The sequence below is a fragment of the Streptomyces sp. NWU339 genome (genome assembly GCF_003143855.1).
Taxonomy (GTDB): domain Bacteria; phylum Actinomycetota; class Actinomycetes; order Streptomycetales; family Streptomycetaceae; genus Streptomyces.
This window is the reverse complement of the sequence record NZ_QFRK01000023.1, coordinates 38666-52966: the sequence shown is the minus strand read 5'-3', so window position 1 is coordinate 52966 and position 14301 is coordinate 38666. Positions and strand designations below refer to the sequence as shown.

Below are 14301 nucleotides of genomic sequence, written 5' to 3'. Positions count from 1 at the left end.
AGGGTCCGGCAGGCCGGTGACCGACGGAGCGGGCCCTACGCAGAATCGGCACCGCCCGATTCGACGAACCGGGCCGGATGCGCCGGCGCCCAGCGGGCGCCCGCTTCGTTGTCGGCGGCGGGTACGGCGCCGGGGACGCCCTCGTGGACCACCAGGACGGCGGTGCCACCGTCGTCGGTGTCGGTGAGTGTGGTGGACATGGTCATCGTCCCGCGCAGCGCGGGGTCCTCGGTCTCGAACTCGAGCATCTCCACCACTCGCTCACCCGGCACGAGCCTCGCGAAGTGGCCGTGGTAGGTGTCGGTGCGCTCGGCGGACCTGCCCGGCGCGTCCGGTGCGTCGTACGTGAGCGAGACCCGGAACCGGCCGCCCTCGCGCGCATCGAACTCGTGCACCTCGCCCCGCACACCCGGCGGCACCCGCCACCGCGCGATCGCCTCCGCGCTCACCAGCGCCCGGTGGACCACCGGGCGGGGCGCGTTCACCAGACGGGAGACCCGCGTCGTGTACATGGCCCCATCGTGCCGTCGAGGTGCCCGGACGCCATCACGTCCGACGGCACCGTTCCCGGTCGGTCACTGCTCGCCGCGGACGACGGTGACGGGACAGTCGGCGTGGTAGAGCAGGGCCTGGCTCACCGAGCCCAGCAGCATCCCGGTGAAGCCGCCGTGCCCCCGGGCCCCGGTCACCAGCAACTGGGCCTCCCTGCTGGCGTCCAGCAGTGCGTGGCGCACCCGGGACCGCTCCACGAGCAGTTCCACGGACACCTCCGGATGAGCGGCCCGCCAAGGAGCCAGGGCCTCCTCCAACCGGTGCCGGTGCTTCTCGCGGAGTTGGTCCAGGTCCACCACCACGTTCAGCGGGGCGCCAGGACCCTCGTAGGGTGTCGGCTCGTTCAAGGTGTTCCACACGTGCAGGGCGACCAGCCGGGCCCCGCGCAGCGACGCCTCGGCGAAGGCGAATCCGGCCGCCGCCGCACCGGCCGCCGAGCCGTCCGCGGCGAGGAGCACGGGCCCCCGCGGATCGGGGCGTCCCCGAACCGCCATGACCGGGCAGTGCCCGTGGGCGGCCAACTGCACGACCGTCGAGCCCAGCAGCAGGTCCCCGAACCCGCCGCGGCCCCGTCCGCCGAGCACTGCCAGTACCGCGTGGCGCGACTCGCTCCGCAGCACCGTCAGGGCGCCCCCGGACACCACGGTCCTGGTCACCTCCAGACCCGGCGCCAGGTCGGCGGCCCGCCGTTCCGCCTGCGCCAGGGCGCCGCGGATCATCGGGTCCAGGCCGGAGTGACGACTGAAGGCGTGCACGATCCGCAGCTGTGCGCCGCGCAGCTGGGCTTCACGGGCCGCGACGTCCGCCGCGGCGAGACTGGACGGCGATCCGTCCACTCCGACGATCACCGTGTCATCCACTGCTCACTCCCGTCCGGGCCGGGCCCCCGACGCGGGCGCGTCCCGGTCACGCCCGTGAATACCCGAGTACCCGCGGGCAGGGGGACCGTACCGGCCCGGAGCCCGGCGGCCCGGAAGCCTCGGAAGGGGGAGCGGGCTACGCGTCCCCCTCTCCCTTCTCTCCCCTCTCTCCCCTCTCTCCCTTTTCTCCGCTGTCGCCGCGGACGACGGCCACCGGGCAGTGGGCGTGGTGCAGCATCGCCTGGCTGACCGAGCCGAGCAGCAGCCCGGTGAACCCGCCCCGCCCCCGGGCCCCGACCACCAGCAACCGCGCCGTACGGCTCGCTTCGATGAGTGCTTCGCGGGTGCCGCCGTGCACGAGCTCGTGCCGGACCTTCACACCGGGGTACCGCTCCTGGTGCCCGGCCAGTGCCTCGGACAGCAGACGCTCCTCGCCGGCCCGCAGATCGCCGGACTCGCTCGCGTAGGGGGCCTTCTCGTCCTGCGGGGCCGGGGCCGGCGCGTTCCAGGTGGTCCAGGAGTGCAGCGCGACCAGTTCGGCGCCGCGCAGGGACGCCTCGGCGAAGGCGAAGTCGATCGCCTTCGCGCCCGCCGGGGAACCGTCGACTCCGACCACGACCGGCCCGTCCGCCGCCCCCGGCTCACGCACGACCAGGACCGGGCACCGCCCGTGAGCCGCCAGGTGCACCGCCGTCGACCCCACCAGGAGCCCGACGAAACCCCCCATCCCGCGGGATCCGATGACCACGAGTTCCGCGGAGGCGGACTGCGCCTCCAGCACGGTCAGCGGTTCTCCCGTCACCACGGTGTGCGAGACGTCCACGTCCGGTGCCACCGACCTGGCGTGCTCCACCGCCTCGGCCACCAGCCGATCGGCCACGGCCTGCAGACCGCCCCCGGGCGGACCCAGCGGCGAAGGGCCCAGCGGCACATGCATGGCGGGCCAGAGGAACGCGTGCACCACCCGCAGCTCGGCCTTACGCCGCTGGGCCTCCTCGGCCGCAGCACCCACCGCGGCCAGGCTCGAGGCCGATCCATCGACTCCCACAACGACCAGACGACTCATGACGCCTCCCCAATCGGTATGCCACCACCATGATCCCATTGTGGAACCCCGTGGCCATGGGCCCAACGGGCCACACCTCCGGAGGATCAGGGCCCTCCGGAGGTCCGCCCTCGTGAGGGTCGAGTCCGTCGGGATCGTTTGTCCATCCGTGACACCACCCACCCTCTCGACGACATGGCGGGATGACACCATGTCCCCCACGGGGGCTGACCGTCAGCGGGATGGCGGGACCCCGCCCAGAACGACGGATGACCAGAAGAAACCGGGAAGGGGACGGGCTGTGCCTGCTCCACGGATGAGCACCACGCCACTGCCGGGCATCGGCGTGAAGTACGACCTCACCACGCGTGAGCGCCAGCACCTTTCCGTGATCGCGCACCGGGACGGCGCACGTACGGTCAACATCTACCGATCCGACGACCCGGACGCCTGCGCCCAGTCGCTGCGGCTGAACGTCGCCGAGTCGGCCGCCCTGATCGACGCGCTGATGCCCGCCCACCACAGCTCGAACCTGCTGCACACGACCGATCTGGGCCTGGTCGCGGAGCGCATCGAGCTGTCCGCCGCCTCCCACTGGAACGGCAGGGTGCTGGGCGAGACCAGGATGCGCACCGACACCGGAGCCTCGATCGTGGCCGTGCTGCGGCGGGCCGAGGCGATCCCGTCCCCGACACCGGACTTCCGGCTTGCGGGCGGTGACACACTCATCGTCATCGGCACCCGCGAGGGCATCGAGACCGCCGCCGAGATCCTCGGACGGGAGTGAGCGCGCGCGCTCCTCCGTGAGCTTCCGTCACCGCGCTGACGAAGGCGGCCACCGGCTGGCGGGCCGCTCGACGGGCAGGGCGACTCCAGGCCGTGCCGCCGGTGCGCGGCAAGCGCGGCCGGCCCGGCTCAGCGGGCCCGCAGTCCCGTGCGGTCGTCGCGGAGCGGTGTGGAGGTCAGACCCGCCAGCCCGACGCCGACGAGCGTGACGGCACAGGCGACGAGTACGACTGCGGCACCTTCGAGATCGACGAATGTGCCGAGCACATTGTTCATGAGCAACAAGGCCAGGCTCTGGACGAGCACGAGAACCGCCTGGACGCGGGACAGGTGGCTTTCCGGTGCTGCTGCCAGGACCAACGGCGCGATGTGCGCGGAGAAGACTCCGTTGCCGACACCGATGACCGAGCCGGCGGCCACCGCCCCCGCCGTGCCCGGTGCCAACGCCAGGGCGATTACCCCCGCACCGGCCAGCACGAGCGCGCTCGCCGACAGCAGACCGGGCCGTCCCAGCGGACCGCGCTTCACCACCACCAGGGTGATCGCCACCATGCCCACGCCCTGCGCTCCGATCACGAGCCCCGCGGCCCCCGCGCCCCATTCCCGCTCACGGGCGAGCAGGGGGACCAGGAGCGACAGCACGGGCAACAGGAAGCCGGCCGCGAAACCGGTGAGGCAAAGACCCGGACGCAGCACCGGATGGGCGAAGGCCACGCGCACGCCGTCAACGGCCTCCTTGAGCAGACTGGTTGCTCCGGGGGACCGCGTTGCTTCATACCGCGGGCGGACGATCGCCAGGACGATCAGCGTGAAGGCGAAGGTGACGGCGTTGAACACGGCCGCGCCCGCGAGCCCGGCAAGACCCACCAGGACGCCGCCCAGAGGCCCGCCACCCATGTTGATCACCTGGCCGCCGGCCTGTCGCAGAGACAACGCCCGCGGTAACTGTGCCTCGGCCACCAGCCGACGAGGCATGGACCCCGAGGCGGGCAGATAGAAGGCATCGACGACACCGACCGCAATGCCCGTCGCGATGAGCAACCAGGGCGGAGCTCCCAGGTGATAGGCGAGGACTGCCAGACCGAGCGAGAAGACCAGCATCGCCGCATCACCGGCGATCAGAACGCGACGCGTGCTGACCCGGTCGCTCACCGCGCCCCCGAGGAGAAGGAGCAGAACGCGGGGAAGCGTGATCGCGCTCAGAACCAAGCCCGCGACGCCCCCGCCGTACGCGCCGGCGGCCCAGCCGAGAGCAAAGTAGAAGACCACGTTGCCCACGAGCGAGACCAGGATCCCGACGAGCCACCACAGGTAGGACCGAGGCAGCCGCTCCCGGACCTGCGGGTGCCGCCCGTCACCTTGCGCGGACGGGACGCCACGAGTTGCCCCGGGAGACTCCGCGGTCTCATCGCCGGTCGGCATCAGAACCCCCGACCAATGCCGTACCGGCCTCGGGACGAACGGTCCCAGCCACGCCTCACCCACCCATGTCGAGCCATCAGTTCATTCCGTCAGGGGTTCTCAGCGCCGTAGCACCTTGGCGCTACGGCGCGAGCCCGGTCCCCGCGGCTCAGGCCTGGCTGTCCAGCCGGACCGGCATCAGCAGCGAGAAGGTGTCCTCGTCGTCGGGCCGGCGGATCGCGAGCGGTGCCGTGGAGGCGCCGAACTCCAGGACCAGCCGGTCGCGGGCCCCGGCGTCGAGGGCGTGCAGCAGGAACTCGCGGTTGACGGCGACGCGGTCCTGGCCGTCGTCACCGTCATCGCAGAGGAGCACCGTGCCGTCGTCGGCCACCCCGAGCACGCTGACGTCATAGGGCACCCCGTCCTGCTCGCGCACCTCGCCGGTACGGACGGGACCCGCCTCCACCGCCTCCCGGAAGGCCGCCACGTCGACGAGGGCCCGACGCCCGGCCGACAGGTGGACCAGGCGCCGGTAGTCCGGGAACTCGTGGTCGAGGCACCGGCCGGCCACCTGACGGCCGCTCTCGGTCTCCAGCGTCACCCGGCCACCGTCCACAAAGAGCCGGACGGGTTCGGTGCCGCCGGCCAGCGCCCGCATCGCGTCGACGAGCGGCAGGGGCACGATCACCTGCACCCGGGGCCCGCCGTGCCCGGTGACCGCGGCCTGCGCGACGGCCAGCCGGTACCGGTCGGTCGCCACGAGGCGCAGGGCGTCGCCCTCGATGTCAAACAGGACCCCGCCGAGCATCGGCAGCTCGGGGTCCGTACCGGCGGCGAAACGGACCGCGTCCAACGCGGCGGCCAGCTCGGGCGAGACAAGGGCCGGGCGGGCCGAGGAGGTACGGAGCGAGGTCATGGGTTTCTCCCTGTCGTCGAGTAGGGCTCGGAGCGTGGAGAACTCACCGCGGGCATCGGACAACCCCTGTTCCAGCCGGCGCAGGTGCGCCTCCAGGAGCTGCCGTACGAGATCGGTGTCCGCGCCGGCCCAGCCGGCCAGCACCAGTCGGATGTCGGCCAGCGGCATCCCGGCCCGGCGCAACCGCGCCAGCAGCCTGGCCTCGTCCGACTGCTCGGGTGCGTACCAGCGGTAGCCGCTGACCGGGTCCACCCAGTCGGGGACCAGCACCCCCGCACGGTCGTAGAACCGCAGGGCGCTCACGCTCAGGCCGCTGTCCCGGGCCATCTCACCAATGCTGCGCATCTCGCTCTCCACACCCGAGACCCTGCCGCCTCGACAAGGTCGAGGGTCAACCGGTGGCATGACCAGGGCTCGTCCGCGTCACCTGAAGTGACGCGGACGAGCCCCTTGTCGCGATCAGGAACTTCAGTGCGCTACACGGCCATGAGCGCCACGAATGCAGCCCACTCGTTCCGGTCGACCCGCAGCACGGGCCCGTCGCCCACGGCCTTCGAGTCCCGTACGTACACGGCGTCCGAGCCGGCAGCCACCTCTACGCAGTCGCCGCCGCTCGTTCCGCTGTAGCTGCTCTTGAACCAGGCGAGTTGACTGGACTGCTCGATGCCCTGATCGGTGCTCATAGCTCCCCTGCCATGCGCTCGATGAGACGGGAGGACTCCTCGGTGTTGAGGGCCTGTGTGCGCAGCATTCCATACCGCAGCCAGAACTCGCTGACCTCGTTCCGGTCGGACCTGACGCTTACGACGTCCTGTGCCTCGATGTAGACGAACTGCTTGCGGTCGGTCGACTCGATCACCACCATCGGCCCGTTGAGTCCGCTGTGGGCACCGCGGATCGTGGGCATGATCTGGAGTTCGACGTTGCGCATCTTCGAGCACATCAGCAGATGCTCCAACTGTCCTTGCATGACGGCAGCGCTGCGCACCACTCGCAGGATCGCTGCCTCTTCCACGACGAACACAAAGACCATGGCCGGGCTCTTGCGGCTCAGCAGCGCCTGACGCGCAAGGCGGGCCGCCACCCTTTGCTCGACGATCTCATCGGGCAGAGGCGGAAAGTGCGCTTCAAGCAGCGCCTGTGCGTATGCCTCGGTCTGCAGCAACCCAGGAACCAACAGGGGATCGTAGGAAAACCTACTCACCGCCTCGGCTTCCAGCAGGGCGAAGTCCTGGAAGAAGAAGGGAAGTTTGGCCCGATCCACGTCCTCCTGGAGTACCCGCAGCGCCCCGCCCGCCTCCAGCACCCGCTCCGCGGCCTCCGTGAAGGTTGCCTTCGCCGGTCTCCGTCCCTGCTCGACGGAGGCGACCTGCTCCAGCGAGTACCCGATCGCCTCGGCGAGGGCCTGCTGGGTGAGACCGGCCCGTTCGCGGAAGAGGCGGACGAGCTTGCCGTAGGCGCTCCATGCCGCCGGGCGCTCCTTGTCCGGCCGACGTCGGCCTGTGGTCCCGCATTCCCGCTGGGTCGTCCTGCTCATCGCGCCCCCTGTTATGCGCAGTGGTCCGTTGTGACCGGCAAACGACTGATGAACTGCTCCGGCCACGAGCACGGACCCGTACACCTGCCGTACGAACCCGTACAGCGGCCGTACCACATGACTGGGTACGGAAGCCCGACCTCGTCAGGCTATCTGCGTGATGATGCGGTTACTTCATGAAATCGTCCGAGAGGCCTGAATGGGAGGCACCTGGAGATATGGCCGGGAGAAACGTCCGGCGGTGCAGCCAATGCGGTATCGAGTTGCTGAAGGGTCGGGGCGATCGCTGATCACCTGGGCGGCGTGAACGGGCTCGCAGACACACGGTGCAGCACGGTCATCAGAAGGACGTTCTGATCGAACAGCTTTCGGCAGGTCCAACGGCTGTGCGGTGACGGTTCGTTCCCGATACTGATGTGACATTTCGCCCAGCCTGTTGACCTGTCGTGATACCCCACCACCTCCCCATACTCCAGAACCTGACGAACCGACGGGTGAAGGAGCACGGTGAGCACAGCGGCGGCAGCAGGAACCTGGAAGCTCGGTGATCTGGAGGTGAACCGCGTCGGCTACGGCGCGATGCGGCTGACCGGCAACGGCATGATGGGAAACTCCGACGGTACGCCCATCGACCGCGATGTCGCCGTCCGACTGCTGCACAGTGCGTTCGAGCAGGGCGTCAACCACATCGACACGGCAGCCTTTTACTTCTCGCCACTGCGTTCCGCGAACGAGCTCATCAACCGGGCCCTCTTGTCCTGGCCGGACGGCGTGGTCGTGGTGACCAAAGTCGGCCCGGGGCGAGATCCCTCCGGTGAGTGGTTCACCATGGCCCGCCCCGACCAACTGCGCGGCCAGGTCGAGGAGAACCTGCGCCAGCTCGGCCGCGACCACCTGGACGTGGTCAACCTGCGCCGCAATGGCCTCGACATGGCCTCGATTGCCGAGCACTTCGGCGCCCTCGCCGAACTGCGCGAAGCGGGCCTGATCCGGCACCTCGGCCTCTCCAACGTGCACCCGGAGCACGTGGCCGAAGCCCAGGCGATCGCGCCCGTGGTCTGCGTGCAGAACTCCTACAGCGTGGACTGGCGCCGTGCCGACGAGAGCGGAATGGTGGGCTTGTGCCGGGAGCAGGGCATCGCCTTCGTCTCGTACTTTGCCGTCTCCGGCCTGCGGCGCGAGGCAGCAGCGGCCCAGGAGCGGCACACGCGCGTCCACACGGTCGCCCGCGCTCACGGCACGACGCCGGCGCAGGTACGGCTCGCTTGGACACTGCATCGTGGCCCGCACATGCTGGCTATCCCCGGTACCACCAATCCGGTGCACCTAGCCGAGAACATCGCCGCCGGCGCCCTTCGCCTGACCGAGGAGGAGCTGGCCCTCCTTGACGAACCGGGCGAGACCGACGCGTGAGCGCGCCTGTGTCCAGACCTCGGCCGGGGTTACGTGATACCGAGATCCGGTGATCGTCACATCGTGGCAAGGAGGAGACGCACGGTGCCGTCATGGCCGCGGACCCTTGGCGCCGGGCGTCGCCAGGCTTGAGCAGGCTGGTGAGTTCGGCGATCGTCTCGGGGGACGGCTTGAAGCAGCGGCGGACGTGCTCCGGCTTCTTGTGTCCCGGCCGGGGAGGATCGCCTCGGCGAGGGTCTCACCAGCCGCCCGGATCCGCCGGTTCCGTGCCGGTGGGGGTCAGGACGGCGAGGGTGCCGGTGGCTGTACGCAGGGCCTGTTCGAGGGTGGTGGGGCAGTGCAGGGTGCCGGTGCCGTCCGGGGGGACGAGCCATTCCAGGCGGCCGGTGGGGCGGTACGGCGGGGGTACCGCCACCCAGGAGCCACGGCTGACGTGCCGCACGCCGAACCCGATCCACTCGCCGGCCGGATCGGGCGGCAGGAAGAACCCGACTCTGCGTGCTGTGACATCCACCAGGGTGGGTCCGGGCGCCTTCAGTGGATCGCTCCACAGGAGGTCCAGGGCGAGCAGTCCGAGCCGGTCGGGAACGCTCAGCACGTCCCAGTACCGTCCTGCGGCGAGCAGCGCCGTCCCCGTGCCGTGGTCCCATTCCCGTTTGCACTGCCGGGGGTCCCTGGCCGCCGCGGCCAGCCATTCGACGGCTTGTTTCCATCTGGCGCTCTGCATGTCCCACCCCGCGCACGGTCGGCTGCGCCGCTGGGGGCGCGTGCTGGTCACGGGCCGACGGCCGCACGGTCGTCCGCGCGCCGACCCGGCGTGCAGCCATGGTCGTAGATATTTCTATGTGCCGGAAGGGGTAGGGCAGGCTCGCGTTCCGTCGATATCGCGTCACGCGGGGTCGCGTGCGTACGAGAACACCCCCGCGGGGAAAGCCCGTGCGGGGGTGTTCGGGGTCGTTCGAGGGCGTTCGGTGGTGAGGAAGGCGCGGTGGGGATCGGCCGATCAGCCGTTGCGCTTCGCGCGCTCCTCGTTCCGCTGCCGGATGCGCTCCGCCTCCTTGCGGACCTCCGCCTGCGTGGCCTGCTCCCGCTCCAGCCACTCGGGACGCTCCTCCCGGAGAGCCTTGATCTGCTCCGTGGTGAGGGGCTCGGTGATCCCGCCGCGGGCGAGACCCGAGATGGAGATGCCCAGCCTGGCCGCGACCACCGGGCGGGGGTGCGGGCCGTTGCGCCGCAGGTCCTGCAGCCACTGGGGCGGGTTCGCCTGGAGTGCGTTCAGCTCGGCGCGTGAGACGACACCCTCCCGGAATTCGGCGGGGGTGGCCTCGAGGTACACACCCAGCTTCTTCGCCGCGGTCGCGGGCTTCATCGTCTGGGTGCTCTGGTGCGACGTCATGGTGTCCAGGGTATCGACCGTGTGCGCGACCGCTGACCACGATCGGTGGGCGAGGCCGGTAGCCTGGCCGGGTGACAGGCTCGGATGTGTCCCCATCGTTCCGGCTCGTGTACGCACCCGGGGTGATGCCCGGCAAGTGGGCACGCGTCTGGAACGAGCGACTGCCCGGTGTCCCGCTGACCCTCACCCAGGTGCCCGCCGCGGAAGCGGCTGACCTGCTGCTGAACGGGGACGCCGACGCGGGCCTCGTCCGGCTGCCCGTCGACCGGACGGTGTTCAGCGCGATTCCCCTCTACACCGAGCAGACGGTCGTCGTGGTTCCCAAGGACCACCTCGTGACGGCGGTCGACGAGGTGGCCCCCGAGGACCTGGACGACGAGATCGTGCTGCACCCCCTCGACGACGTCCTCGGGTGGGAGACCCTGCCCGGGAGGCCCGCCCTCGAACGGCCCGCGACCACGGCCGACGCCATTCAGCTCGTCGCGGCCGGGATCGGCGTGCTCGTCGTGCCGCTGTCCCTGGCGCGGCTGCACCACCGCAAGGACCTCACCCACCGGCCGCTCAAGGACGCCCCCGAGTCGAGCGTGGCGCTGGCGTGGCCCGAGGCCGCGACCACCGACTCGGTGGAGGACTTCATCGGGATCGTCCGCGGCCGGACCGTGAACAGCACCCGGGGCCGCACCCGGCCCCAGCCTTCCGTCCAGGAGAAGCAGGAGAAGCCCAGGCGGGCCGCCGAGAAGGGCGGTGCCCGCCGGCAGCAGGCGGCGGGCGGATCGGCCGGCCGCGGGCGACGGAAGGGTACCGGCGGCACACCGAAGAACCCGCGCCGGGGCACACCCCGCCGCGGGTCCTGACGTCCGTCCCCCGGGCCCCGGGGTGCCTACTTCACCGTCGCACCAGGGGTCGGCGCCGGGGAGACCGTGTTGAGGTCCTTCAGCTCCTCGGGGATCTCGAGCACCAGCACCGGGGCGCCCGCCTGCGGGGCCGGCGGCGTCACCTGCTCCCGGGGCAGCTTGGGCGGGCTGGTCTGCTGGAAGTTGACCTGCTCGTGATTGACCAGTCCGGTCTTCTCCAGGACCGTGATGTGGTCGAGCACGGTGTCGTTGGCCTGGTCCGCCAGCTGCCGCACCAGGGTGTTCCTGGTGTTGGCCCGGACCTTGGCGATCACCGAGAAGATCTGGCCGTGCGTCACCCGCATGATGTTCACGGCCGTGGTGTCGAACTCCTTGTCGGTGGTGGCCTTGATGGTCTCCACGAACTGCTCCTGCTGGGGCGAGGCCTGGTTGGGCAGAGTGATGCCCAGCTCGAGGGAGATCCTGCGGCAGCTCTCGTCGAGCCGTCCGTGCCCCACGACCAGGTGTTCTCCCACCTCCTTCATCTCCGGCGTCGTACCCCGCTCCATCGACAGCAGGCCCAGGGGGTGCTCCCACAGTCCGGCGGCACGCACCTTGACCACGAAGTCGCGGTCGGCCTCGGTCAGTTGGCCGTACTGCGTGTTGGCGACGACCCGGTCCTGGGTGGTCGATGTGTTCTGCACGCCCAGCATGGTGGGGTAGGCGAGCGCGGAGAGGGTGAGAACCATGGCTCCGCCCACGAACGCGGTTCCTGCCGTGCTGCGCGAGATGCGCATCGTGCCTCCTGGTGTATCAACAGCCCAACGCCAGGGAGTACGGATGGCAGGGGCGAAACAATCACCGTTCCGGAAGGAATCTTCTGTCGCCGACACCCGGTGACGACGACCGGCGCGGTGGTGCGGCACCGGGTGCCTCGACTTGTGAACCCATACCCCGTACGACGCATTCTGTGTGGTACAGGCCGCTTTATCGCCATCCGCTCCGCTCGCAGGGCAGTCGGCACCCGGGCGGCAGCGGCGGCTCGCACCCGTGTGACCAGGGCGTTCTTGTCGCCGAAGGGCGTTTCCGTCCAGATCCCGTCCAGCAGGGTGACGCCGTCGCCGCTTCGGGAGGGGCGGGAGACGTCGGAGTTGGAAGTGCCGAAGATCACGCGCGGCTCCGAGCGTCGGAAGCGGGCGCGCGCCGCTCCCTCGCTCTCCAGCCGGTCGAGACGGGACCGGAGGGTGCGGCGCGCGGTGCCTGAGCGGACGAACTGAGAGCTTTGGTCTAGACCTGAAGGGGTCGGCTGCTAGCGTCGCTCCGGTCGGTACGAAGCCGGTCGGAGACCGGCGGAGACCGGCAGGGGCAGCCGCGGACGGCAGGGAACCGGAGGGGATCAGGCGTGACGGACGGCAGACGGCAGGCGTTCATCGGATCGTTCACGGCGGCGGGAGGCCCGGGCATCGTCACCGTCTCTGTCGCCCCCGACGACGGCGCACTGACCGTCCTGGGCACCCTGAACGATCTGCCCGACCCCTCCTGCCTGACGCTCTCGCCCGACGGGAGGACGCTTTACGCGGTCAGTGAGACGGCCGAAGGGGCCGTGGCCGCATACCGGGTGCCCGGTGCCGGTGCCGGAGACGTACCGGAGCCGGTCGGTTCCCCGGTGACGGTCCATGGGGACGGGCCGACCCACCTCTGCGTCTTCGCCGGACACGTCCTCACCGCCAACTACGGTTCCGGCAGCGTCACCGCCGTCCCCGTCCGCACCGACGGCGGCCTGGGGCGGTCCGCGTCCGGGGTGTTCCGGCACACCGGCTCGGGCCCCCACCCGCAGCGCCAGCAGGGGCCGCACGCCCACCAGGTACTGCCCGACCCGAGTGGCCGCTGGGCGGTCGGCGTCGACCTCGGCACGGACTCGGTGCGGGTGTACACCCTGGCCGACGGTGCTCCAGCGCAGCACCGGGAGGTCGCGCTGCGCCCCGGCTCCGGCCCCCGTCACCTGGCCTTCCACCCGGACGGCGCACGCGCGTACGTCCTCAACGAGCTCAGCCCCACCCTGGTCGTCTGCCACTGGGACGCCGCCGAGGGCGCGCTCCGGCCGCTCACCGAGATCCCGGTCCTGCCCGGCCCCCCGGCGGGCGACGCCTACCCGTCGGGCGTCGCCGTCTCGCCCGACGGGCGCTTCGTGTGGACCGCGACCCGAGGCGAGGACGTGCTGTCGGTTCTCGCGGTCGAGGGAAACACAGACAGAACGGCCGGGGCGGCCGGAATGGCCGGGACGGCCGGGTTGCGGCTGACCGCCACCGTGCCCTGCGGCGGTCACTGGCCCCGCGCGCTCACCGAGTCCCGCGGCTTCCTGTACGTCGCGAACGAGCGCTCCGGGGACGTGACCTGGTTCGCGGTCGACCCGGACACGGGCGTACCCCGGCGCGGCGGTGCGATCCCGGTGGCAGCGGCGTCCTGTGTGGTCGTCGACTGAGAGCTGCCCACCCCGGCGGACACAGGCCGAAAGGCCCGCTCCGATGGTCGGAGCGGGCCTTTCGGTGTCGTACGAGCGGATGAGCCGCCCCGGTCAGTGCGCCGGAGTGCTCTGCGCCTGCTGCGGGGCGATGCCCAGCGCGGACGTGTACTTGGCAAGGGCGAGCTTGCCGATCGCCGGGTAGGGGCCCAGCGCCTCGGAGGCGGCGCAGCCGACCTCCTTCGCGGCCTCCTCGACCAGGCTCGCGTCGATCTCGGGACCGATCAGGTACGGCGCGAGAGCCAGCTGCTGCGAACCGGAGTTGCGCAGCTGCTCGGCCACCGACGCGATCGAACCCTCCTCGTCCAGGGCCGCCGCCATCACCGGCACGGCGAGACGCGCGGCGAGCAGCATGCCGGTGATCCCGGCCGCCTGCACGGCCTCGTCACCGCCCACGGAGGCGAGGATGATGCCGTCCGCGGCGGTCGCCACGGTGAACAGCCGGGCCCGGTCGGCGCGGGCCAGACCGGCCTCGGACAGCCGCACGTGCAGAGCCTCCGCGAGCAGCGGGTGCGGACCGAGCACATCGGTCAGCTCGGCGGCGACACGGCTGTCCATCAGCGCCTGACGGACCTGGCGCAGCAGCGAGCTGTCCGGACCGGCGAGCAGCGGCACGACGACGGCGACGGGGCCGTCCGGTTCCTTGACGTCCATGCCGGCGGCGCGAGCCTGCTCGAAGCGGGCGGTGCGCTCCTCGGCGGCGTGCGCGAGTACCGCCTGCAGCGTGGGAAACTCCTCGTCGTCTCCGTCGAGGTAACCGATCCGAGCGTCCAGACCGGGGAGCTCGGAACGGGCGATGCTCACGACCTCGTCCGCGAGGGACCGGGTGGCGCTGCTCGGAGTACCCGGCACGGCGAGGACGAGCGCGGGCGCGCCCTCGGGAGCCACCAGAGGCTCGGGACGGCGGTGCCGTCCGGGCTGGCGGGGGCGCGGCATTCGTACTGGCAGGCCGGACGCGGGCCCAGTGGGGGTGCTCATGGAGCGGAATGTTAGTGGTTTCCTGGGCTCCTCTGTTCGGGGAGGGTACGTCTGCGAGACATC

The 14301-nt window shown here is 71.1% G+C and carries 15 protein-coding genes and 1 pseudogene; 4 read left to right on the top strand and 12 right to left on the bottom strand.

The window, feature by feature from the left end; translation table 11 throughout:
• Window positions 1-35: 35 nt before the first annotated feature.
• The 3 genes from DIZ27_RS24995 to DIZ27_RS24985 all read right to left on the bottom strand — a co-directional run bounded on the left by DIZ27_RS24995 (window position 36) and on the right by DIZ27_RS24985 (window position 2478).
• Window positions 36-512 carry an SRPBCC domain-containing protein gene (locus tag DIZ27_RS24995; protein ID WP_109380695.1) on the bottom strand — a complete coding sequence of 159 codons (477 nt, stop codon included), beginning with the start codon at window positions 510-512 and terminating at the stop codon, window positions 36-38.
• 63 nt (window positions 513-575) lie between these two features.
• A complete protein-coding gene (locus tag DIZ27_RS24990; RefSeq protein ID WP_181383678.1) occupies window positions 576-1412 on the bottom strand; it encodes a universal stress protein in 837 nt (278 codons plus the stop codon).
• A 136-nt stretch (window positions 1413-1548) separates the two neighbouring features.
• Window positions 1549-2478 carry a universal stress protein gene (locus DIZ27_RS24985; RefSeq protein WP_109380694.1) on the bottom strand — a complete coding sequence of 310 codons (930 nt, stop codon included), beginning with the start codon at window positions 2476-2478 and terminating at the stop codon, window positions 1549-1551.
• A 295-nt stretch (window positions 2479-2773) separates the two neighbouring features.
• Here DIZ27_RS24985 and DIZ27_RS24980 point away from each other — a divergent pair, with 295 nt between their 5' ends.
• Window positions 2774-3244, top strand: a complete 471-nt coding sequence (locus tag DIZ27_RS24980; protein ID WP_109380693.1) for a cation:proton antiporter regulatory subunit — start codon at window positions 2774-2776, stop codon at window positions 3242-3244.
• Window positions 3245-3372: 128 nt separating this feature from the next.
• Here the strand turns inward: DIZ27_RS24980 and DIZ27_RS24975 are convergent, their stop codons facing one another.
• From DIZ27_RS24975 to DIZ27_RS24960, 4 genes are all read right to left on the bottom strand, one after another.
• Window positions 3373-4665, bottom strand: a complete 1293-nt coding sequence (locus DIZ27_RS24975) for an MFS transporter (protein ID WP_109380692.1) — start codon at window positions 4663-4665, stop codon at window positions 3373-3375.
• A 148-nt stretch (window positions 4666-4813) separates the two neighbouring features.
• A complete protein-coding gene (locus DIZ27_RS24970) occupies window positions 4814-5905 on the bottom strand; it encodes a MerR family transcriptional regulator (RefSeq protein ID WP_109380691.1) in 1092 nt (363 codons plus the stop codon).
• A 131-nt stretch (window positions 5906-6036) separates the two neighbouring features.
• A complete protein-coding gene (locus DIZ27_RS24965; RefSeq protein WP_109380690.1) occupies window positions 6037-6243 on the bottom strand; it encodes a DUF397 domain-containing protein in 207 nt (68 codons plus the stop codon).
• A complete protein-coding gene (locus DIZ27_RS24960; protein WP_109380689.1) occupies window positions 6240-7097 on the bottom strand; it encodes a helix-turn-helix transcriptional regulator in 858 nt (285 codons plus the stop codon). The genes DIZ27_RS24965 and DIZ27_RS24960 overlap by 4 nt, the downstream gene beginning before the upstream one ends.
• A 507-nt stretch (window positions 7098-7604) precedes the next feature.
• Between DIZ27_RS24960 and DIZ27_RS24955 the strand changes: the two genes are divergently transcribed.
• Window positions 7605-8510, top strand: coding sequence for an aldo/keto reductase (locus tag DIZ27_RS24955; RefSeq protein WP_109380688.1), 906 nt, complete (start codon window positions 7605-7607; stop codon window positions 8508-8510).
• A 109-nt stretch (window positions 8511-8619) separates the two neighbouring features.
• Here DIZ27_RS24955 and DIZ27_RS47355 read toward each other — a convergent pair.
• The 3 genes and pseudogenes from DIZ27_RS47355 to DIZ27_RS24940 form a co-directional block, all read right to left on the bottom strand.
• Window positions 8620-8715 (bottom strand): annotated as a pseudogene (locus tag DIZ27_RS47355) (site-specific integrase); the annotation flags it as partial.
• Between the two features lie 33 nt (window positions 8716-8748).
• The gene (locus DIZ27_RS24945; RefSeq protein ID WP_109380687.1) at window positions 8749-9237 is read right to left on the bottom strand and encodes a hypothetical protein; all 489 of its coding nucleotides are present in this window, start codon (window positions 9235-9237) and stop codon (window positions 8749-8751) included.
• A gap of 276 nt (window positions 9238-9513) precedes the next feature.
• The gene (locus DIZ27_RS24940) at window positions 9514-9906 is read right to left on the bottom strand and encodes a DUF5997 family protein (protein WP_109380686.1); all 393 of its coding nucleotides are present in this window, start codon (window positions 9904-9906) and stop codon (window positions 9514-9516) included.
• 71 nt (window positions 9907-9977) lie between these two features.
• Here DIZ27_RS24940 and DIZ27_RS24935 point away from each other — a divergent pair, with 71 nt between their 5' ends.
• On the top strand, window positions 9978-10760 hold the full coding sequence (locus DIZ27_RS24935) for a LysR family transcriptional regulator substrate-binding protein (RefSeq protein WP_109380685.1): 783 nt from the start codon (window positions 9978-9980) through the stop codon (window positions 10758-10760).
• Window positions 10761-10786: 26 nt separating this feature from the next.
• On the opposite strand, the gene DIZ27_RS24930 is transcribed toward DIZ27_RS24935, so the two are convergent.
• Entirely contained in the window at window positions 10787-11536 is a 750-nt protein-coding gene (locus tag DIZ27_RS24930) for a DUF4142 domain-containing protein (RefSeq protein WP_109380684.1), read from the bottom strand.
• Between the two features lie 605 nt (window positions 11537-12141).
• Here DIZ27_RS24930 and DIZ27_RS24925 point away from each other — a divergent pair.
• A complete protein-coding gene (locus tag DIZ27_RS24925; RefSeq protein ID WP_109380683.1) occupies window positions 12142-13221 on the top strand; it encodes a lactonase family protein in 1080 nt (359 codons plus the stop codon).
• A 93-nt stretch (window positions 13222-13314) separates the two neighbouring features.
• Here DIZ27_RS24925 and DIZ27_RS24920 read toward each other — a convergent pair whose 3' ends face one another.
• Window positions 13315-14238, bottom strand: a complete 924-nt coding sequence (locus DIZ27_RS24920) for a sirohydrochlorin chelatase (RefSeq protein WP_109380682.1) — start codon at window positions 14236-14238, stop codon at window positions 13315-13317.
• Window positions 14239-14301 lie beyond the last annotated feature (63 nt).